The organism is Neotabrizicola paludis (genome assembly GCF_044142105.1).
Taxonomy (GTDB): Bacteria; Pseudomonadota; Alphaproteobacteria; order Rhodobacterales; family Rhodobacteraceae; genus Pseudogemmobacter.
Window position 1 is genome coordinate 222,967 of sequence record NZ_JBGTYM010000002.1, and the last position, 19,062, is coordinate 242,028.

14 protein-coding genes are annotated in these 19,062 nt (G+C 66.3%); 2 read left to right on the forward strand and 12 right to left on the reverse strand.

The annotated features are described in order from the left end of the window. Positions 1 to 96 precede the first annotated feature (96 nt). Positions 97 to 651, reverse strand: a complete 555-nt coding sequence (locus ACED67_RS06150; protein ID WP_395540698.1) for a hypothetical protein — start codon at positions 649 to 651, stop codon at positions 97 to 99. A 169-nt stretch (positions 652 to 820) separates the two neighbouring features. On the opposite strand from ACED67_RS06150, the gene ACED67_RS06155 reads away from it, so the two are divergent. Next, entirely contained in the window at positions 821 to 1,897 is a 1,077-nt protein-coding gene (locus ACED67_RS06155) for a sensor histidine kinase (RefSeq protein WP_395540699.1), read from the forward strand. 274 nt (positions 1,898 to 2,171) lie between these two features. Here the strand turns inward: ACED67_RS06155 and ACED67_RS06160 are convergent, their stop codons facing one another. From ACED67_RS06160 to ACED67_RS06200, 9 genes are all read right to left on the reverse strand, one after another. Beyond that, a complete protein-coding gene (locus tag ACED67_RS06160) occupies positions 2,172 to 4,106 on the reverse strand; it encodes an AI-2E family transporter (RefSeq protein WP_395540700.1) in 1,935 nt (644 codons plus the stop codon). A gap of 159 nt (positions 4,107 to 4,265) precedes the next feature. Continuing rightward, a complete protein-coding gene (locus ACED67_RS06165; RefSeq protein WP_395540701.1) occupies positions 4,266 to 5,888 on the reverse strand; it encodes a dihydroxyacetone kinase subunit DhaK in 1,623 nt (540 codons plus the stop codon). Positions 5,889 to 5,899: 11 nt separating this feature from the next. Further along, complete coding sequence (locus ACED67_RS06170) at positions 5,900 to 6,916, reverse strand: ABC transporter ATP-binding protein (RefSeq protein ID WP_395540702.1); 1,017 nt, start codon at positions 6,914 to 6,916, stop codon at positions 5,900 to 5,902. Further along, on the reverse strand, positions 6,909 to 8,006 hold the full coding sequence (locus ACED67_RS06175; RefSeq protein WP_395540703.1) for an ABC transporter ATP-binding protein: 1,098 nt from the start codon (positions 8,004 to 8,006) through the stop codon (positions 6,909 to 6,911). Before ACED67_RS06175 ends, ACED67_RS06170 begins: the two co-directional genes overlap by 8 nt. A gap of 3 nt (positions 8,007 to 8,009) precedes the next feature. After that, a complete protein-coding gene (locus tag ACED67_RS06180) occupies positions 8,010 to 8,198 on the reverse strand; it encodes a hypothetical protein (RefSeq protein ID WP_395540704.1) in 189 nt (62 codons plus the stop codon). Between the two features lie 46 nt (positions 8,199 to 8,244). Then, entirely contained in the window at positions 8,245 to 9,198 is a 954-nt protein-coding gene (locus tag ACED67_RS06185; RefSeq protein ID WP_395540705.1) for a carbohydrate ABC transporter permease, read from the reverse strand. After that, on the reverse strand, positions 9,195 to 10,151 hold the full coding sequence (locus ACED67_RS06190; protein WP_395540706.1) for a carbohydrate ABC transporter permease: 957 nt from the start codon (positions 10,149 to 10,151) through the stop codon (positions 9,195 to 9,197). Before ACED67_RS06190 ends, ACED67_RS06185 begins: the two co-directional genes overlap by 4 nt. Before the next feature lie 80 nt (positions 10,152 to 10,231). Continuing rightward, positions 10,232 to 11,557 carry an ABC transporter substrate-binding protein gene (locus tag ACED67_RS06195; RefSeq protein ID WP_395540707.1) on the reverse strand — a complete coding sequence of 442 codons (1,326 nt, stop codon included), beginning with the start codon at positions 11,555 to 11,557 and terminating at the stop codon, positions 10,232 to 10,234. A gap of 198 nt (positions 11,558 to 11,755) precedes the next feature. Then, positions 11,756 to 12,784: a LacI family DNA-binding transcriptional regulator gene (locus ACED67_RS06200; protein WP_395540708.1), complete on the reverse strand. Its 1,029-nt coding sequence runs from the start codon at positions 12,782 to 12,784 to the stop codon at positions 11,756 to 11,758. 231 nt (positions 12,785 to 13,015) lie between these two features. Between ACED67_RS06200 and ACED67_RS06205 the strand changes: the two genes are divergently transcribed. Beyond that, positions 13,016 to 15,793 (forward strand): Hint domain-containing protein, encoded by a 2,778-nt coding sequence (locus ACED67_RS06205; RefSeq protein WP_395540709.1) that lies wholly within the window; start codon positions 13,016 to 13,018, stop codon positions 15,791 to 15,793. Between the two features lie 13 nt (positions 15,794 to 15,806). On the opposite strand, the gene ACED67_RS06210 is transcribed toward ACED67_RS06205, so the two are convergent. Together ACED67_RS06210 and pheT are read right to left on the reverse strand one after the other, a co-directional pair. After that, positions 15,807 to 16,427: a LysE family translocator gene (locus ACED67_RS06210; RefSeq protein ID WP_395540710.1), complete on the reverse strand. Its 621-nt coding sequence runs from the start codon at positions 16,425 to 16,427 to the stop codon at positions 15,807 to 15,809. Between the two features lie 100 nt (positions 16,428 to 16,527). After that, positions 16,528 to 18,948, reverse strand: coding sequence for a phenylalanine--tRNA ligase subunit beta (pheT, locus tag ACED67_RS06215; protein ID WP_395540711.1), 2,421 nt, complete (start codon positions 18,946 to 18,948; stop codon positions 16,528 to 16,530). Positions 18,949 to 19,062 lie beyond the last annotated feature (114 nt).

A 19,062-nucleotide genomic window follows, 5' to 3' on the forward strand; every position in this document is an offset into this window, starting at 1 on the left:
GACCGCCAAGAAACGGGCGGGCCGATAAGAAAAGCCCCGGCGCAGGGCCGGGGCAGGTGAGGGACAGGCACAGGACCCTGGCAGGGTCGGAGAATTTCAGGCGGGCGCAGAGACGGTCAGGACGATGCGGCTGTCGGCAAGCCCGGGGCGGAGGCCTTCGGCAAAACTTGTCAACGTGGCGGTCGATGCCGGGTCCGAGGGGATGAGGGTGATCTCGCCATGCCCCTGGGCACGCAGCGCGGGCAGAAAGGCAAGAACCACGCGCATGATCGCCAGCGTGTCAGCGGCGCCATCGCCACAGGGCGCAAGGATCAGCCGACCAATCGGCCCCTCCGCCTGGGCTTCAAGCAGCAGGCGGCTGATCTCGGCGCTTTGGCGGAGGTTGACCCAGAGGCGTGTCGCGGAAGGCAGGGCAAGTTCGGCGAGAGACATCGCCACAGGAGCATCGCCCGCCACGACGATCCTCCCGCCGCGATCATGCAGCAGGGCGATTTCTGGCAGGGACAGGGCGGCGGGGGTGACAAGGATGCCCGGCGCAACCGCAGGGGCCTTGGTCGCGCGGCCGGTCTTGCGCCGCGCCGCAGGACCCGAGCAGGACAGCTTGGCATCTGGCTGCGCGCTGGACGGGCGTTCGATGGCGATGGACGGCATGGCTTCCCCCTGTTTACGAACAAACGCCCCGGTTGCCGATTGGTTCCGGCTTGTGTCAGGAGACAAAATTTGCCGGGTTGGAATTTGCCCACTGGCGGCGGCGCGCCGAAACCATATGGTCGTTGCAAGCGGGGCAATCGCGCCCGCGCGGGGGATAGACTGGCGGGAAATGCGTACGATCATTCATGAAATTCTGCCGGCCGTGCCTGCGAATGTCCGCGCCGAGAACGAGGCGCTGTTTGGCCGCTTCGGGCTTTTGCTGTTGCGTAAGCACAGCCTGGCCTATTCCACCGGATTTGCGCTGGCCGCCATCGTGATCTCGACGCTGATGCGGGTGGCGATGGAGGGCTATCTTCCACAGGGCTTTCCGTTTCTAACGTTCTTCCCCGCCGTTCTTGTTACGCTGGTTTTTGCCGGAGTGCAGGCGGGGGCCATCGTCTCGGTGCTCTGCGGCCTGATCGCCTGGCGCTTCTTCGTGTCGCCCGGTGACGGCTTCAGTTTCGACAGCGGCGCGCTTTTGGCGATGGTCTTTTACATCGTCATCACCGCCGCCGAAGTCTTCTTCGTCGCGGCCACGGTGGCGGCGCTGCGGGTGCTGGATGAGACCAAGCGCCGCGCCTCGGAGATCGCGCGCTCTCGCGAACTGATGTTCTCCGAATTGCAGCATCGGGTGTCGAACAATCTTGCCACCGTGGCGGCGCTGCTGCGGATGCAATCGACGCGCAGCGACCAGCCCGAGGTGAAGAAGGCGCTGAGCGAGGCGACGCAGCGGATCTCGACCGTGTCGCGGCTGCAACGCAGCCTGCATTCGCCCGATCTTCAGGACGTGGTGGCCGATGAGTTTCTACGTCACCTCACCACCGAGACGCTGGAAGCAAGCCACCTTGAGTCGCGCCCCGATGTCAGCATGACGGTCGAGCCCCTGATCCTGAACCGCGATCAGGCCGTGCCGCTGGGGTTGATCACCAGCGAGATGGTGATGAATGCGCTGGAACATGGGATGCCAGAGCAGGGCAAGGCCCGGCTGCGGCTGAGCCTTGCCCGCCAGGGTGAGGGTGAGAACCGCCGCGCCGTATTGGAGGTGCAGGACAATGGCAGGGGGCTGCCCGAAGACTTCTCGCTTGAGAAGGCGCCGAGCCTGGGCCTGTCGATCGCCCGCCAATTCGCGCAGCAGCTTGGCGGCGAGATGACGATGCAGCCTGGCCCAGAGGGTGGAACGCTGTCGCGGCTGGACTTCCCGATCTAGCTTGCGCGTTCGCGCCAGGCGCTTCGGGCTTGAGGGGGCGATTGGCCGCGGAAATCGGCGTGCGGTTTTGGGGCAGGTGAAGATGTGGTCGCTGCCCCCCCGGCGGCAGTCTGCCCGGCTGCACAAGGGCACAGGCGCGCTGTCGACTGTTCATCGGCACAAGTGCCCTTTGCTGAGAGGTATTCGCCCTGCGGGCGCCGGCGCGGAAGTTTGGCGATTTCAGCCGAAGCCCGTGGCGCGCGAGAAACCTCTTTGGCACGTCACAGTCAGACCATTACGCGGCGGGGCTGGGCACCAGCACCATGCGCCTGCGGGCAGGCTTGCGCGGGGTCGTGGCGGGCAGCGGCACGGGCTCAACCTCGCGGAAGGCCTCGGTCAGAGCTTCGTCCACCGTACCGACGCAGAAGTCCGCGCCGGTTGCGATGATTTCCTCCCTCGTCTCCGCGCTTGGCGGCGACATCGGCATGCCCGGGTCCAGCGTTTCGGGCGCGCGCCACAGGACCACACCCACGCGCATTTGCGGCGCTGCGCGCTTGATGCGGCGCAGATGCAGGATCGCGCCACGGGCCGGCGCGGGATCGAGGAAGTTGATCACCACGCATTGCGCGCCGCTTTGCGTGACGGCATTGAAACGCGCCGGCGTCAGGCTGTCATGCGGCAGAACCTGCACCTCGGCGCCCTCGGCGCGGGCCGCCTGTGCCAGTGCCGCCGCGGCGGCATCATCCAGCGCCGAACGCCCACCCAGACAGATGAGGCTGCGCCCCATGCCCTCGGGTGTAGCATCTTGGTCCTCAGATTCAGACAGTTCTTCGGCCACGGTCGGCTCAATCGTATCGAGAAAGTCGAAGACCGAGTCCGAAAAGGTCCGTTCCTGCGCCTGGCTCATCGCGGCGCGGGCGTGGTCTGACTGGGCCAGAAGAAGTGCTGGCAGCGTGACCTGCTGATGGAAATCGGCCAGGTATTCGTCTTCCAGATCGGCGATGGCACGATAGCTGCTTTCAGCGATGTCGCCGACCAGAAGCCGCTGGTAAAGCCGCGAATGGGGCGCTAGGACCGGGCGATCGCCGAACAGGATGTCGAAGACAGCGAATTGCGGGATATGCCGCCCCAGAACCACAAGGCAGACTGTCATCGGGGTGGAGAGGACCAGGCCCAGCGGACCCCAGATCCAGGTCCAGAAGATCGCGGCCACGATGATCGCCAGCGGGCTGACCCCGGTGCGGCTGCCGTAAAGCCAGGGCTCGATGACATTCGAGGTGATCAGCTCGACCAGGATAAACAGCGCGGCGGTCCATAGAACGGCCGACCAGTCGGGCGAGACCGCGAAAGCCAGAAACAAAGGAAAGGCGGCGGCGAGGATCGAGCCGATATAGGGCACGAAGCGCAAGACCAGCGTCAGCATCCCCCACAGGGCCGCATTGGGCACGCCGATCAGCCAGAGGCCGAGGCCGATCGGCACGGCATAGATGGTGTTTACCAGAAGCTGCGTGAGCAGGTAATGCGCCACCCGCGTTCCCGCCTCTTCCAGAACCTGCGTGGTGCGGTGGATGTCATTGCTGCCGACCAGCCGGATGAAGCGGTCGCGCAAATCCTCGCGCTGGAGGAGCATGAAGATCACGACCACCACCACGAGACCCGCCGTTGCCGCCGGGCTGACCAGGGGTACGACAAGATCGGCGAGGATCTGGAACGCATTTCGCCGTTCGACCAGTTCGACCTGCACCGGCTGGCTGCCCTCGGCCTCTCCCTCGCTCAATGTGGTGCTGATCTCGGAATTGATGGTGCTGGCCATGCGGGTCAGCCGGGCGACGAGGCGGTTTCCGTCATTGTCCGCCTGAAGCGCCTCGAGCTTGGTGACGATATTGGCCTGGAAGCTGGGCAGCTGCTGGGCAAGAGAACCGACCTGGCCGACCACGATCAGAACGAAGATGCCGATGGCGGCGAAGGCCAGCGTCACCACGGTCAGCACCGAGACCAGATGGGGAAGGCGCTTGCGGCGCAGGTAGATGACTGCGGGGGCAAGCGCGAAGGTGATCAGCACCGCGCAGGCCAGCGGCAGGAAAATCTCGCGCCCGACATGCAGGACGGCGACAATCACTACCATGGCGGCGAGCGAGGCCAGGGACAGGCTGCGGGTCAGGCCGGGGTCATCGCCCGCCGCAAGGCTGACGCCGGTGGCGGGGCGGGACTGCGCGGGAAGGGGGCGCACTGCTGGCTGCGACGGGCCTGTGCCGCGGTCTTGCTGGTCTGTCACGCGCTCCACCCTGCAGGCTGGCGACCGGGGCAGCCGCCTGGCCGCCTCCGCCGGGGAACAGCCCGCGGCGGAGAGATAACGCGGTGGCCAAGGGGGCGGTTCCCTGTCTGTGGATCAGCTTTTCGCGAGATCTTCGAAAAGTCGCGCCACGCCTTCGGCACCGGGATCGTTGAAGCCCGAGAGCCGATCCGGGGACAGATAGCTTGCCCGCCCCGCTCTGGCGCGGACCATGCCTGCGGTGGCATCTGCCCCGGCGCGGGAAGCGGCGGCGGCGGCGCCCAGGCCCTGCGGCAGCGCGGCCAGCGCCGGGGCAAGGGCGTCGATCATCGTGCGGTGGCCTTGGGCCGCGCCGCCGACCTGCATCACCCGGTCAAGCCCTGCCGACAGCGCCCCGATCCAGTCCCGCCCCGAAGCGGCCGCATCGCCCGCCGCGGCGAAGAAGATCGCCAGCAGGACGCCGGAAGAGCCACCCATGGTCTGGCTGAGTTCATTGCCCACGGCGCGGTAAAGCTGGGTGGGGTCGGCCAGCGGCAGGCGGTCCAGCGCTGCGATCAAGGCCCGCGCGGCCCCGGCCAGCGTGCTGCCGGTATCACCATCGCCTGACCGTGCGTCGAGCGCGTTCAGATCGGCCTCGGCGGCGATCAGGGCCCGGGCGCAGCGTTCCACAAGGGCGCGGCGGGCGGGATGGGCCGAGGGCAGGGGCTGGATCGGCACCAGCCCGTCGGGCAGCGGGCGCAGCGGCACTTCGGCTAGGGGCAAGCAGCCCGGCCAGGCGCGCGGGGCGACGGGGATGCAAAGCGCCTCGACCCGGGCGGCGTTGATCGGCAGGAGCGAGAGCGAAAAGCCGTGCATGTCCAGCGAGGTCATCAGCGGCGCCGGACCGATCAGCCATTTCAACCGCCCGGCCAGGGGCGACCGGGCCAGTTCCTCGGCCAGAACGCTCATCTCCAGGGGCGTCGTGGCGCCCAGGTTGTTCAGAAGCGCGACATGATCGCCCTTGCCCAGATGGGCGGCCAGACGGTCGACCACCATGGCCATCGCTGCCCGCGCACCGCCAAAGGCGACCTGTTCCACCCCGGCCTCGCCATGGATGCCCAGGCCCAGTTCGGCATGACCGGCGGCGATGCGGTCTTCCTTGGGGCTGCCGGGCACGGTGCAGGTGTCGAGGGACATGCCGATGGAAATCGCGCCCTTGATCACGCCTTGCGCGGCGGCGGCGATCGTGTCCAGATCCTCGCCCGCCTCGGCCAGGGCGCCGGCGATTTTGTGAACGAACAGCGTCCCCGCGACGCCGCGCGGCTGCGGCAGGTCGGGCAGGGCGACGTCATCATCGACGATCACCATCGCAACCTTGAGGCCGAAGGCGCGGGCGCGTTCGGCGGCGAGGCCGAAATTCAGCCGGTCGCCGGTATAGTTCTTGACGATCAGCAGGCAGCCGGCCTTGCCCGTCACTGCGAGAATTCCAGCCAGCACCGCATCGACCGAGGGCGAGGCGAAAACATCGCCGCAGACCGCCGCCGTCAGCATGCCCTGACCCACGAAACCGGCATGGCTGGGTTCATGGCCCGAGCCGCCGCCCGAGACCAGCGCCACTTTGGAGCGGTCCCAGTCGGTGCGGACCACGACCTTGATATGGGGGAAGCCGTCCAGCCGCGCGGCCTTGCCCCCCGCGGTGCGCAGGAAGCCGTCGATGGCCTCGGTCACCAGGGTTTCCTTGCTGTTCATGAACTGCTTCATGGCGGGCTCCGTCAGGGTTGGGGCGCGGTTAGGCGGTTGCCCTGGGCGTCGAACCACAGGGGATTGTGCGGCCGGATCGCCAGGCTGTCGCCGGGGGCCAGCGCGGTATGGGCATCGGCGAGGGTAACGATCTGATGTGTCCCCAGGCTCAGGTGCAGGCGGGTCTGGTCGCCCAGATGTTCCAGCCGGTGCACGGTGGCGGGCGCGCCCTCACCCTGAAGAATATGCTCGGGGCGAAGGCCGATCTGGGCCGCGCCGGGCGGCGGCGGGGCCAGCGCGCCGAAGGCCTCGGCGGGCAGAAGGGTGATGCGCGGCTGACCCAGGCGGCTGGCGACGTAAGTGCTTATCGGCTCTTCATAAATCTCGCGCGGGGTGCCGAACTGCACCAGCCGCCCTTCGTCCAGCACGCCGACATGGCTGGCCATGGTCATGGCCTCGATCTGGTCGTGGGTGACATAGAGGAAGGTCGCGCCCAGTTCGGCATGGATGCGCGTCAACTCGATCCGCAGCTCGGCCCGCAGCTTGGCATCAAGGCTGCTCAGCGGTTCGTCCATCAGGTAGATGCGCGGGTTTCGCACCAGCGCCCGACCGATCGAGACGCGCTGCATCTCGCCCCCGGACAGGGCGGTGGCCTTGTTGTCGAGCTTATGCGGGATGCGCAGCACGCGGGCCACTTCGGCGACGCGCGTGGCGATCTGGTCTTCGGGCATGGCGATCATCGGAGAGCGCAGCGGGAAGGCCAGATTGTCGCGCACGGTCATATGCGGATAAAGCGAATATTGCTGGAAAACCATGGCGATATCGCGCTGGGCGGGGGTGTCGCGCAGAACCGAGACCCCATCGATCCGCACATCGCCGCTGTCGGGCCGGTCAAGGCCCGCGATCAGCCGCAGGGTGGTGGTCTTGCCCGCGCCGGTGGGACCCAGAAGCACGACGAAAGCGCCGTCAGGGATGGTCAGCGAGACATCCCTCAGCGCTTGCGTGACGCCGTAAGCCTTTGACAGACCTGAAAGAGTGACCTCAGCCATGATGCACCCCCGCATTGGCGGCGCTGCGCAGGGCGCGGCCGGTGGCGCCGTCGAACAACGTCAGTTTCGGCGCGGTGAATGAGAGGCCCAGCGTCTCGCCCACGCGGGCGGGCTGGCCGGAAGGCGCGCGCGCCTTGAGCGGACCGAAGGCTGTTTCGAGGGTGATGATCTGGGTGGTGCCCAGATATTCGGTCGCCAGAACCTGCGCGGGCAGATCGCCGGTTTCGCCCAATGTGATGTGTTCGGGCCGGACGCCCAACACAAGCGATTGTGTGCTGGCGGTTTCCTGCAATTGCGGCACAGAGATGCGGGCGGCGCCCAGGGTCACGTCGGTTGCACCGGCCTGTGCCACGCCTTCGAAGCGCAGCGTGTTCATCGATGGGCTGCCGATGAAATCGGCCACGAAGAGCGTGGCGGGGTGATCGTAGATTTCCTGCGGCTTGCCGAACTGTTCGACAACCCCATGATTCATCACGACGATCTTGTCGCCCATCTGCATCGCCTCAAGCTGGTCATGGGTGACATAGACCGTGGTCGCGCCCATGCGGTCGTGCAGGGCGCGCAGTTCCTCGGCCATGGTCTCGCGAAACTCGGCATCCAACGCGCCCAGGGGTTCGTCCATCATGAAGGCCTTGGGGCGGCGCACGATGGCGCGGCCCAGAGCGACGCGCTGACGGTCGCCGCCCGACAGCCCGCCGACGCCTTTGTCCAACAGATGTTCGATGCGCAGGATGCGGGCCACTTCGGCGACGCGGCTTGCCACCTCGGTCTTGGCGACACCCTGGCTGACCAGTGGATAAGCGATGTTTTTCCGCACGTTAAGATGCGGGTACAGGGCGAACATCTGGAAGACCATGGCGATGTCGCGCTGGCTTGCGGGGCGGCGGCTGACCTCTTCGCCGTCGATCAGAATCTCGCCGCTTGTCGGGATTTCAAGGCCGGCGATCATGCGCAAGGTGGTGGTCTTGCCGCAGCCCGAAGGGCCAAGCAGCATGAAGAATTCGCCATCCGCGATGGTGAAACTTGACCCCTGCACAGCGGTGAAAGCGCCGAATTCCTTGCGCAGATTTCTGATGACGATCTCGGCCAAGGTCTACTCCGGGAAATGGCTGGTGACGATGAACATCACCGTACCGGCAAGGGTCACGAGGAAGGACCAGGTGAAGGCCCAGAGGAAGAAGGGCTGCATCAGCATGAAGACGCCAAGGCCGATCAGGATCGTCGCCAGCATCTCCCACGGGCCGCGCCGCAGGTGCAGAAGGCCGGTCAGAAAACGGGTCATTGCGACGTCTTCCTTTCGTCTTCCAAACGTCTTCCGAACGTCTTGCTCATTTGCGCACCGCGCCGAAGGTGATGCCGCGCAGAAGGTGCTTGCGCAGGAGGATGGTGAAGATCATCACCGGCAGCAGGAACAGGGTCGCCCCCGCCGCCACGGCAGGCCAGTCCTGGCCGCCGACGCCGATGATTGTGGGGATGAAGGGCGGCGCGGTCTGCGCCTTGCCCGAGGTCAGAAGCACCGCGAAGGCATATTCGTTCCAGGCGAAGATCAGGCAGAAGATCGCGGTGCTGGCGATGCCCGTCGCCGCCTGCGGCAGCACGACCTTTCGGAAGGCCTGAAAGCGGGTGTAGCCGTCGATCAGGGCCGCTTCTTCGTATTCGCGCGGGATCTCGTCGATGAAACCTTTCAGCAGCCAGACGGCGAGCGAGATGTTCACGGCGGTGTACAGCAGGATCATGCCCAGATGCGTGTCGCTGAGGCCGAGCTGGCGATACATCAGGTAGATCGGGATCGCGACGGCGATGGGCGGCATCATGCGCGTGGAGAGGATGAAGAACAGAAGGTCATCCTTCAGCGGCACCTTGAAGCGCGAGAAGCCATAGGCCGCCAGCGTGCCGAGAAAGATCGACAGCGCGGTCGAACCGAAGCCGATGATCACCGAATTCAGGAAGCGTTCGCCAAAGCGCGAGGGGCCGACGATCTGCATCCCCTGATCGCGGGCGACCTGTTCATACCAGGTCTCGGGCGGGGGCAGGGCCTGCAATTCGGATACGGCGGGGCGGGTGCGGGTGGTGAAGAGGTTCACATAGCCTTCGAGGCTGGGTTCGAAAAACACCTTGGGCGGGTAGGAAATCGAATCCGGGCCGGATTTGAAGCCGGTCGAGATGATCCAGACCAGGGGCAGCAGCGTGATCAGCGCATAAAGCACGACCAGGGTGCCAGCGACCCATTTCGCCGCGGGCGAGGGTTCGGTCACCGACCAGCTTGAGGAGAGGCCGCTCATCTTTCCTTCACCTTGTTCAGCGCTTTGACATAGATCGAGGCGAGGCCGAAGACTGTGACAAAGAGGATGATGGCATAGGCGCTGGAATAGCCCGTCCGCCATTTCTCGAAGGCTTCGCGTTTCAGTTCGATCGAGGTCAGCAGGGTCTCATCGCCGGGGCCGCCGCCGGTGAGCAGCGTGACCATGTCGAACATCTTGAAATTCTCGATGCCGCGGAACAGCACGGCCAGCATCAGGAAGGGCAGCGCCATGGGCAGGGTGATGGTCCAGAACTGCCGCCATTTCGAGGCGCGGTCGATCTCGGCCGCCTCATAGATGTAATCGGGGATCGAGCGCAGCCCGGCGAGGCAGATCAGCATGACGAAGGGCGTCCACATCCAGGTGTCGACGATGACGATGGACCATTTGGCCCAGCCGCCAGGGCCAAGCATGGAGAAGGACGAGGCGGGGATGCCGGTGACGAATTCGACCGCGTAATTGATCAGGCCGATCTGCGGCTGGTAAAGGAACGTCCAGAAATTGCCGACGACGGCGGGCGAGAGCATCATCGGCAGCACGATCAGCGTGGTGATCAGGTCATTGCCCTTGAACTTGCGGTTGATCAGCCAGGCCAGGGCAAAGCCCAGGATGACCTGAAAGGTCAGGGTCCAGATCAGGAAATGGGCCGTGGTCTGCATATTGGCCCAAGTGTCGGCATCGGTCAGGATGCGGGTGTAATTGCGCAATCCGACCCATTTCACCTCGGCATTGGGCTTGTTGGCGGCGTAGTTGGTGAAGGACAGCCGGATGGTCCAGATCAGCGGGAAGATGTTGATCGCCATCAGCAGCACGATGGTCGGGCCGACGAAAAGCCAGGCGATGGTGCGGTCAGACAGGCCGCGGATGCGGCGGGCGAGGGGGCGCGGCGTGGCGCGCGCGGTCGCGAGGGCGACGGAATCGAGTTTCGTGGACATGGGACCTCAGGGCGCGCGCGAAGGGGCCGCCGAAGGAAGGGGAGGCCCGGCCCCGCGAAGGGCCGGGCAGAAGGCGGCGGTCAGAGCTTGCCGTCATCCTCGAAAGCTTCGGTCCAGTCGGCAATCAGGCCGTCCAGCGCCTCTTTCGCGGTGCCATTGCCGGCCACGACGTAATCGTGGAACCGCTTCTGCGAATCCTGCAGCAGCGTGGCATAGCTGGGCTCGGCCCAGAAATCCTTCACGATGGCCATGGAATCGAGGAAGGTCTGGGCATAGGGCTGGCTGGTGGCGAAGGACGGGTCCTCGACCACGGCGCGCAGGCAGGAGAAGCCGCCCATCGACCACCATTTCTTCTGCACCTCGGGCTGGGCGAACCATTTGATATAATCCAGCGCCGCTTCCTGATTGTCGGAATAGGACACGACCGAGATGCCCTGGCCGCCCAATTGCGCGAATTGCTTGCCATCGGGGCCGGCGGGGTTGACCAGATAGCCGGTCTTGCCGCCGCCCACGTTCGGGTCGACCTCGAACCCCGGCCAGGTGAAGGCGAAGTTCATCTGGAGCGCGACCTGACCGGATTTATAGGCGTCGATCCCCTCGCCCATATAGGTGTTCGAGGTGCCGGGCGCGACGCAGCAATCGTAAAGCGATTTGTAGAATTCCAGACCGGCGACGGCGCCCGGAGAATTGACGAAGCCTTCCATGTCATAGGGCTTGTCGGGGTTTTCATAGAGGAAGCCGAAGCTGTAGAGCACATCCATGACGCCCATGGTGATGCCTTCCGAGCCGCGCTCGGAATAGATCGAGGCGCCATAGACGGTCTTGCCGTCGATCTCGCGGCCCTGGAAGAATTCGGCGACCTCCTTCAGTTCCGCGAAGGTGGCGGGGGGCGTCAGGTCGCGGCCGTATTTTTCCTTGAAGGCGGCCTGGATTTCGGGGCGTTCGAACCAGTCCTTGCGGTAGGTCCAGCCGACGACATCGCCGAAGGCGGGCAGGGACCAGTAGTTCGGGGTGTTCTTCGGCCATTCGGAATAGCCGGTCACGGTGGCGGGAACGAAGGCATCCATCGAGATGCCATTGGCGTCGAAGAAATCGTTCAGCTTGACATAATGGCCGTTCTCGGCGGCGCCGCCGATCCACTGGCTGTCGCCGATCATCAGGTCGCACAGCTTGCCGCCCGAGTTCAGCTCGTTCAGCATCCGGTCGGCGAAATTGGGCCAGGGCACGAATTCGAAGTTCATCTTCACGCCCGATTGCGCCTCGAAGTCTTTCGACAACTCGACAAGCGCGTTGGCCGGGTCCCAGGCGGCCCAGCAGAGCGTCAGTTCCTTGTCCTGCGCTTGGGCCGCGGCTGCGGCGGCGACAAGCGAAATGGCCGTGGCAGCGGCCAGGCGTCCAGCTTTCATGATGTCCTCCCGGTGATCTGTGATGATCGGCGTTGGTCGCGTGCCCGTGCGGCGCGCTCTCCTTCGCGCTGCCGGGCCTTCTTGCTGCAAAAACCATAGTCCTGCGTCTGGCGGGCTGTAAAGCAATTTTTGAGGTGCGTACCTCAAAATGGTGCCGCGCGGGGTTGGGGCTGCCTGTGGCCCGATGAGGCGCCGGGATCAGGGGGTCAGGTTTTCGGCGAGAAGGATCTCGATCCGAAGCTGTTCCTGGGCGGAATCGATGGCGCTGTGATCGGCCTTGGCGCGCAGGACGCGCAGGGCCGAGCGCGCGAGATGGCCCATGTTCTGGGTGATGATCGCGTCGATATGGCCCGAGAGCAGGGCCTGCCTCGTATGCGGCGTCAGCTCATGGCCGATCACGGTGAAGCGCCCGGTCAGGCCCAGATCGGCAAGGGTGGACGACAGAGCGCGATGGCCCGAGCCCATCAGGTAAATGCCCGCCACATCGGGGGCATGGCGCAGGGCCTCGGTCACCACGGCGCGCAGCGTGGTGTCGGAGCCATGGGTTTCCAGCGTGGGCAGGACGGTCAGGCCGGGGAATTGCGCCAGCATCACATCGTCAAAGCCGCGGCGACGTTCGACCGCGTCGCGCAACTGCATGGATTGCGCGATGGCGAGGATGGAACCCATTGATCTGCCACAGAAACGGCCCATCAGAACGCCTGCCGTGCGTCCGGCGGCGCGGCTGTCGATGCCGATGAAATGCGCCCTTTCGCTGTTGGGCAGGTCTGACACGAGCGCGATGACCGGGATGCCGCGCGCGCGCAGCGCCCGCACGGCATCGCGCACCACAGGCGTTTCCGGCGCCATCAGCGCCACGCCTGAAATGGTGTCGGGCAGGCCGGCCAGGGCCGCCGCCAGGGCATGGGCATCTTCGGCCGGATAGCGCAGGATGGTCAGGTCGGTGCGCGACAGGGCGGCGGTGGCGCCCGCCTCGCGCAGCGCCTGTTCCAGCACGGTCAGGAACTGGCTGTCGCCATCGGGCAGGGCGGCCACCATGGCATAGCTGCGCTGGCGTGCCAGATTGGCTGCGGCCATGTCTCGGACATAGCCCAGCCGCGTCACCGCCTCTTGCACCGCTTGCACGGTGCGCGCGCGCACGCCGGGCCGGTCGTTCAGGACGCGGTCGACGGTGGCCAGGCTGACCCCGGCCTCGCGGGCAATGTCATTGACGGTGGGTCGGGTCATTCTTCCTCCGGTGCCCAGCTTTGCCGTGAAGAATGAGGTACGTCAATCACCTCGCCAGAAGCATGGCTTGCGGCCTTTTGTGGCATGGCCGCCACGCCGCGGCCAGAGCGCCCGGCTGCCGCGCGCTGATCCATCAAATTCGACCAAATTCCGCCACAATTTGGCCTTACTTGGCTCAGGCAGAAACCACGGCACCGGGCAATGTATCCGGCGCCTTCGAGGCAGACACAGGTGGCGACCTTAACCGGGAATTCGGGGAACAACTCCCTGACCGGCACGTCAAGCGCGGATCTTATTTCCGGGCTGGCGGGCAATGACTCGCTTTTCGGCGGCGGCGGCAATGACACGCTGATCGGCGGCAGCGGCAATGATCGGCTGGATGGCGGGTCCGGCACGGATACGGCCGATTACAGCGACAGCGCCGCTGCGGTGAATGTGAACCTGTCGAGCGGCACCGGCACGGGCGGCGATGCGCAGGGCGACACGCTGGTCTCGATCGAGAATCTGGTCGGGTCGGATTTCAACGACACGCTGAGCGGCAATTCCAGTGCCAACCTGCTGGAAGGCGGGACGGGCAATGACCTGATCGACGCGGGCAGCGGGGCGGATACGCTGATCGGCGGGGCGGGGGCAGACACGCTGTATGGCGGGTCGGGTACCGACTGGGTGCTGTATTCGTCTTCGGGCGCGGGGGTGACTGTCAGCCTTGCCACCGGCACGGGCTTGGGTGGCGATGCGCAGGGCGATGTCCTGTCAGGCATCGAGGCGCTGGGCGGGTCGAATTTCGCCGATACGCTGAGCGGCGACAACAGCGCCAATACGCTGGACGGCGGGGCGGGCAATGACCTTCTCTCCGGTGCGGGCGGCAGCGACGAGCTTTATGGGGGCGCGGGCAATGACACGCTGATCGGCGGGTCGGGCAGCGACGACCTTTTTGGCGGCGATGGCATCGACACGGCCGATTACTCCGCCTCGACCGCGGGGGTGAATGTCAATCTCGACAGCGGGACGGGGTCGGGCGGCGATGCGTCGGGCGATGCGCTGTCGGCGATCGAGAATGTCATCGGCAGCGCCTATAACGACACGCTCTATGGCGGGGCGGGGTCGAATGTCCTGTCGGGCGGCGAGGGGCGCGACGCGCTGTATGGCGGCGACAGCGACGACACGCTGATCGGGGGCGCCGGGGCGGACAGCCTTTATGGCGGCGAGGATCTGGACATTGCCGACTATTCCGCCTCGAACGCGGCGGTCAATGTCAACCTGACCGACTGGACTGCGACCGGCGGCCATGCCACGGGCGATGTGCTGCAGGGCATCGACGGGCTGACCGGCAGCGCCTTTGACGACACGCTGATCGGCTATGACGAAATGGGCCTGTCAGGCGATGTGTTCACCAACGTCTTCTATGGCGGGGCGGGCAACGACCTGATGGACGGCCGCGGCGGCAATGACTCGCTCTACGGCGGCGCCGGCAATGACACCATCCTGGGCGGCGCGGGCGATGACACGCTGGCGGGCGACGAGGGCAATGACAGCCTGGATGGCGGCACCGGCAATGACCTGATCGACGGGGGTGTGGGGAACGACACGCTGCTGGGCGGGGTGGGCAATGACACGCTTTATGGTGGCGATGGCGCCGACCGGCTGGATGCGGGCGAGGGCAACGACCTGGCCGATGGCGGCCTGGGTCACGACACGCTGCTGGGCGGGCTGGGGCAGGATACGCTGTATGGTGGCGAGGGCAATGACAGCCTGGACGGCGGCGACGGCAATGACAGTCTGGATGGCGGGGCGGGGCAGGATTCGCTGTTCGGAGGGCTTGGCAATGACAGCCTGGCGGGCGGCGAGGGCAATGACAGCCTGGATGGCGGCGATGGTCAGGACACGTTGGATGGCGGTGCCGGGAATGACACGCTGCTGGGCGGGGCGGGGAACGATTCGCTTTATGGCGGGTCGGGGCAAGACAGCCTGGATGGCGGCATCGGCAATGACCGGCTGTATGGCGGCGATGGCAATGACACGCTGTCGGGCGGGGCGGGGAATGACCTGCTGGATGGCGGGGCGGGCGACGACTATCTGAGCGGCGGCGACGGGGCCGACACGCTGTATGGCGGTGACGGCAATGACACGCTGTCCGGCGGGATCGGCGATGCGCTGTATGGCGGGGCGGGCAATGACGTTCTGAGCGGGCAGGGCGCCATGACGCTGTCGGGTGGCACGGGGTCCGATACGATCCTGGGCGGGGCCGGGCTGCTGGTTGACGGTTCGGAAGATGCCGATGACATGGACGTGCTGGATCTGCGCGATCTTGGCCCGTTCCGCATCGCCTATAACCCTTTGAATCCCGAAAACGGCGTTGTCACTTTCTTCAGTTCCACCGGCCTGCCGACCGGAACGATGGTCTTCTCGAATATCGAGAAGGTGATTGCGTGTTTCACGCCGGGCACGTTGATCGCCTGCGAGGCGGGCGAGCGGCGGGTGGAAACGCTGCGGGCGGGCGATCGGGTGGTGACGCGCGATCACGGGGTGCAGGTGCTGCGCTGGGTGGGGCAGAAGCGGCTGGGCGCGGCGGAGCTGGCGGCGGATGCGCGGTTGAGGCCGGTGCGGATCGCGGCGGGGGCGCTGGGCGGTGGGCTGCCGCGGCAGGAGATGCTCGTGTCGCGCCAGCACCGGATGCTGATGTCAGGGGCGCGGGCAGAGCTGCTGTTCGGCTCGGACGAGGTACTGGTGCGGGCCGAGCATCTGCTGGATCTGCCGGGGATCGAGGTCGCGGAGGAAGGGGAGGTGATCTATGTCCATCTCCTCTTCGACCGCCATGAGATGGTGTTGGCCGATGGCGCCTGGAGCGAGAGCTTCCAGCCGGGCGACCGCACCGTGGCGGGGCTGGATGAGGCGGCGCGGGACGAGCTGCTGACGCTGTTTCCCGAATTGCGGGGGCTGGCCGGAGCCTGGCCCGCCGCAAGGCCGACTTTGAAGCGGCATGAGGCCAAGGTGCTGCTGGCGGCCTGAGGCGCCCCTTGGGTCAGGCGGCGCGGGTGGTGGCGGTCAGAAGGCCTGCCCCGATCAGCAGGCTGCCGCCGGTGCGGTTGACCCCGCGGATCACGCGGGGCGAGCGCACCAGCCGCCGGGCGCGCGATGCGACAAGCCCGTAGCCGAAGGCATTGGCAAAGGCCAGGGTCAGGAAGGTCGCTTCGAAGACCGCCATCTGGGTCCAGAAATCGCCCTTGTGGTCCAGGAACTGCGGCAGGAAGGCCACGAAGAAGGTGATGCTCTTGGGATTCAGGGCGGTCACCAGCCAGGCATGGGCCGTCATCCGGCCTGCGGCGGCGGGCGAGGTCACGGCCTCGACCTTCATCTCGTCCCCGGCGCGCCAGAGCTTTACCCCCAGCCAGATCAGATAGGCCGCGCCCAGAAGTTTGAGCACCGTGAACAGGGTCGCCGATGTGGCCAGAAGCGCGCCGATGCCCAGCATGGACAGGGTCATGGCGGTGAAATCGCCCAGGGCGACGCCGATGGACAGCGGCAGGGCCGCGCGCCAGCCCTGGCCCAGCGCATAGGAGACGACCAGAAGAATGGTCGGGCCAGGGATGACCAGCAGGATGGACGAGGCCGCGACGAAGGCGATCCAGGTTTCAAGACTCATGGCGGCGGGCTCCTCTGTGTCGCAGAAGCCAGCACCGCTTTGGCGGTGCCGTCAAGCCGGTCTTCCCCTGCCGGACACGGGAGGACATGTGGGCCGCGATCTAGCCGCGCAGCGTGCCGCCGGTGGCCTTGGCGACCTTGTCGATGATTTTGGCGGAAACCGCCTCGATCTCGGCTTCGGTCAGGGTCTTGTCGACGGGTTGCAGCCGCACGGTGAGGGCGAGGGATTTCTTGCCCGCGCCCATCTGCGCCTCGGCCTTGTCGCCGGTGAACTGGTCAAAGATCCGCACGCTTTCGATCAGCACCTTGTCGGCGCCCTGGGCGGCGTTCACGGCGGTCAGCGCCTCGACGCCCGCGTCGACGACAAAGGCGAAATCACGCTCGACCGCCTGCAGGTCGCTGATCGCCAGCGCAGGACGGGTGGGCGATTTGACCTTGGGCAACGGCACATTGGCCACCAGGACGGTAAAGGCCACGGCGGGCCCCTTGACGCCCATCGCCTGCAGGACGCGGGGATGCAGCTCGCCATAAGTGGCCAGCGTGTTCGGCCCAAGGCCCACCACGCCGGAGCGGCCGGGGTGCCACCAGGCCGCGGCCTTGCGGCTGATCTGGACCCGGGCGGGCGCGCCAAGGGCGGCCAGAACCGCCTCGGCATCGGCCTTGGCGTCGAAGACATCGACCGGGCGGCGCGAGCCATAGGGGTCGCGCGGCGCGGTGGCGCCGACCAGAAGGCCGGTCGCTTGCAGGTGTTGCTCGCCCGGCTCGCCGCCCTGGAAGACGGGGCCGACCTCGAACAGCGCCAGATCGGCGAAGCCGCGCGCCTGGTTGCGCGCCGCCGCGGCCAGAAGGCCGGGCAGAAGGTCAGGGCGCAGATGCGTCATCTCGGAGGAGATCGGGTTTTCCACCCGCACCGCCTCGGACCCGCCGCCGAACAGCGAGGCCGCCTTGGCCTCGATGAAGCTGTAGGTCACGCATTCATTGTAGCCCAAGGCCGCGATCTGCCGCCGCGCCGCCTTTTCGCGCACCTGCACCGGGGTCAGGATCGGCTTGGGCACGCCGGGCTGGCTGCGCTTCATCGGCGCGCCTTGCAGCTTGGTCAGGCTGGCGACGCGGGCCACTTCCTCGACCAGATCGGCCTCGCCCAGCACATCGGGCCGCCACGAGGGCGGGGTGGCGTCATTGCCCTTCAGGGTGAAGCCAAGGGCGGTCAGGGTCTGGCGCTGTTCGGCCTCGGGGATATCCATGCCGACCAGGCTGATGACGCGGGCCGGGTTCAGCCGGTAGCTGCGGGTCGTGACCGGCACGGCGCCATCCAGCGCGACCGAGGAAGCCTCGCCGCCGCAGAGGTCGAGCACCATCTGCGTCGCCAGGTCCAGTCCGGGCAGGGTGAAGGCCGGGTCGATGCCGCGTTCGAAGCGGTAGCGGGCATCCGAGTTGATCTTCAGCGCGCGGCCGGTGGCGGCGATGGTGATCGGATCCCAATAGGCGCTTTCCAGGAAGACATTGACCGTCTCTTCGGTGCAGCCCGAATGTTCGCCGCCCATGATGCCAGCAAGCGATTCCACGCCCGCATCATCGGAAATCGCCATCTGGCCGGGCGAGAGGCGATAGGTTTTGCCATCCAGCGCCAGCATCTCTTCGCCGCCCTTGGCGGGGTGGATGCGCAGGGTGCCGCCCTGCACCTTGTCGGCGTCGAAGACGTGCAGGGGGCGGTTATAGCTGTAGGTGAAGTAATTGGTGATATCGACCAGCGTCGAGATCGGGCGCAGGCCGATCGCCTTGAGCCGCGCTTGCAGCCAATCGGGCGAGGGGCCGTTCTTGACGCCGCAGATCAGGCGGCCAGCGAAGATTGGACAGCCCTTTTCCTTGAGCGCCGGGTCGATCTGCACCGTCAGGGGCGAGGGGAAGCTGCCGTCGATCGCCGGGATCGCGATGGGCTTCAGCTTGCCCAGGCCGCGTGCCGCCAGATCGCGGGCGATGCCGTGGATGCCAAGCGCGTCGGGACGGTTCGGGGTGACCTTGATCTCGATCACCGGGTCGTTCAGCCCCTTGTAGTCGATGAAGCGCATGCCGAGCGGCGCGTCTTCGGGTAGGTCGATGATGCCGTTATGGTCGTCGGACAGCATCAGCTCGCGTTCCGAGCAGAGCATCCCGTTCGAGTCGACGCCGCGGATATTGCCGGGCTTCAGGTCGACGCCGGTGCCGGGGACATGGGTGCCGGGCGGGGCGAAGACGCCGACAAGGCCGGTGCGGGCATTGGGCGCGCCGCAGACAACCTGGATCTCTTCCATCGCCGTGCCGGGGCCGCCGGGATAGGTCGCCACACGGCAGACGCGCAGCCGGTCGGCATTGGGGTGCTGAACCGCCTCGATCACCTTGCAGATGCGGAAGGCGCCCAGGGCTTCGGCCGGGTTCTCGACGCCCTCGACCTCAAGGCCCAGATCGGTCAGCGCCTCGGCGATCTGATCGACCGAAGCGGTGGTGTCGAGATGGTCGGCAAGCCAGGAGAGGGTGAATTTCATCGCATCCGTCTTTCTTCTGTGGCCCGGCGCCGGGGGCGCCGGTCTTGCGCGCCCGTCTTGTGCGCCAGTCCTGCGGGCAGGGAATTACCGCAAAGGCGGCGGCAGGGGAAGGGC

What these genes read in the sequence shown, in the direction of transcription:
- ACED67_RS06150 (WP_395540698.1), bottom strand. Translation starts at nt 651, where the DNA reads ATGCCGTCCATCGCCATCGAACGCCCGTCCAGCGCGCAGCCAGATGCC.
- ACED67_RS06155 (WP_395540699.1), top strand. Translation starts at nt 821, where the DNA reads ATGCGTACGATCATTCATGAAATTCTGCCGGCCGTGCCTGCGAATGTC.
- ACED67_RS06165 (WP_395540701.1), bottom strand. Translation starts at nt 5,888, where the DNA reads ATGAAGCAGTTCATGAACAGCAAGGAAACCCTGGTGACCGAGGCCATC.
- ACED67_RS06170 (WP_395540702.1), bottom strand. Translation starts at nt 6,916, where the DNA reads ATGGCTGAGGTCACTCTTTCAGGTCTGTCAAAGGCTTACGGCGTCACG.
- ACED67_RS06180 (WP_395540704.1), bottom strand. Translation starts at nt 8,198, where the DNA reads ATGACCCGTTTTCTGACCGGCCTTCTGCACCTGCGGCGCGGCCCGTGG.
- ACED67_RS06185 (WP_395540705.1), bottom strand. Translation starts at nt 9,198, where the DNA reads ATGAGCGGCCTCTCCTCAAGCTGGTCGGTGACCGAACCCTCGCCCGCG.
- ACED67_RS06190 (WP_395540706.1), bottom strand. Translation starts at nt 10,151, where the DNA reads ATGTCCACGAAACTCGATTCCGTCGCCCTCGCGACCGCGCGCGCCACG.
- ACED67_RS06195 (WP_395540707.1), bottom strand. Translation starts at nt 11,557, where the DNA reads ATGAAAGCTGGACGCCTGGCCGCTGCCACGGCCATTTCGCTTGTCGCC.
- ACED67_RS06200 (WP_395540708.1), bottom strand. Translation starts at nt 12,784, where the DNA reads ATGACCCGACCCACCGTCAATGACATTGCCCGCGAGGCCGGGGTCAGC.
- ACED67_RS06210 (WP_395540710.1), bottom strand. Translation starts at nt 16,427, where the DNA reads ATGAGTCTTGAAACCTGGATCGCCTTCGTCGCGGCCTCGTCCATCCTG.
- pheT (WP_395540711.1), bottom strand. Translation starts at nt 18,948, where the DNA reads ATGAAATTCACCCTCTCCTGGCTTGCCGACCATCTCGACACCACCGCT.